Origin of the sequence: Archaeoglobus sp., from assembly GCF_017656475.1 — an archaeon.
Classification (GTDB): domain Archaea; phylum Halobacteriota; class Archaeoglobi; order Archaeoglobales; family Archaeoglobaceae; genus Archaeoglobus.
The window spans coordinates 1-1,372 of sequence record NZ_JACDNT010000090.1 but is presented as its reverse complement, the minus strand read 5'-3'; the positions used below and the strand labels follow the sequence as shown (position 1 = coordinate 1,372).

Genomic DNA, 1,372 nt, shown 5'->3' with positions numbered 1-1,372 from the left:
TTGGAGAATGAGAGGTAGGGTTTATAAGGTCAAAAATTTCGGGACTATACATTTAGCAATTCTCGTAGAAGGATTTATAGGCAAAGTAACTAAAATAGGGTCTTCCCCACATCACCACTCCGACAACTTCTGAATGAGCTTCTTTTCCTTAAAGCCAAGCTTAATCGTCATCCTTACTAACAGGACAGAAAGAGAGCACTTCTTTCTTACTGGCTCGAAATCATAGCAGTGCAATCGCTTCAAACTGAAAGCTTCTTTTCCCAGCTTTATCACGTCCTCTATTATGCTCCTCAATTTTTTCAGATTCATCTTCAATCCTTCAAACAACTTTTTAACGAGCTTCCTATACTTTCTCTTCTCCTTCTCAACGTTCTTCGAGTTAAAGATAAACAGAGGATAGCTTATCAACCCTTCAAGCTTCTCTAATCTGAAGTTCTTCTTTGGGATGATTAAAGGCACTACACCTTACCTTATCCCGATTAAGTAGTTCTTGTAGGCGTAAAATCCCCTATCCGACTACAGCATCTCCAAACCGATTAACCTCTCCTTTTCAGCATTTCCAGAATCAGAGGGTAAATCCTGCTTTCATGGACATTTGCTGATAACTGGAAGAACAAGGGCGTTAAAGTTCCGTATTCAATCAGAATCATCATCTTCATCTCCAGAAATCCTTTTGTTGAATATCCCTTGTAAGGCTTATCCTTCAAATCCCTCTTTCTGAAGGGATTTAGATTGAGGGATGTATCAGTCCAGTCCAATATTAAAATGGATGGCTTATTTCGCCTTTTATTTGAATTAGCATTAAGAATTGAGAAGACAAAGCTTGAACTGGTCTGCCTCAAATTCTGACATGAATGAGTAGACTGATCTCAATTTAACCTCCTCTTCAATCTTTAAGAACTTTCTCAGGTCTAAACGCTTATTACCGCTAACGGCATAAGATATCTTTAACTCGAAGAACATCGCCAGAATGATGACTTTAAGAATTTTTATGGCTTTGTTTAGGGGGTGTCCGAATAAGCATGTAACCATATAAATAATTGTGCTTCAATCTATCATCTTCTATGGTAACAGCAGATATAGCAGAAAACAACCTGATTAAACTGCTGAAGGAATTTGAGATCTTTGAAAGGAACAAGGTATCCTTGGAAATAAAACTTGCAACAATAGCGATGTACTTACTCTCCTCAAGCCTTAGGAGGATAGCTCTCCTCTTAAACGTTGGGAAATCAACTGTTCATTATTGGATTGAGAAATTTAAGGACTCTCTCGAATCTGAAGGGAAGAAGGAAGTAAAAAGGCTCGTAATAGCAAGAGTTGCTGTAGATGAAACAATTCTGAAATATAATGGGAAGAAATGCTACCTCTTTGC

General features: G+C 38.0%; 2 pseudogenes. One reads left to right on the top strand and one right to left on the bottom strand.

Annotated elements, in window-relative coordinates:
• Nucleotides 1-111: 111 nt before the first annotated feature.
• Nucleotides 112-1,008, bottom strand: a pseudogene (locus tag H0Z19_RS11985) (transposase); the annotation flags it as partial.
• A 56-nt stretch (nucleotides 1,009-1,064) separates the two neighbouring features.
• On the opposite strand from H0Z19_RS11985, the pseudogene H0Z19_RS11980 reads away from it, so the two are divergent.
• Nucleotides 1,065-1,372: pseudogene (locus tag H0Z19_RS11980) on the top strand (hypothetical protein); the annotation flags it as partial.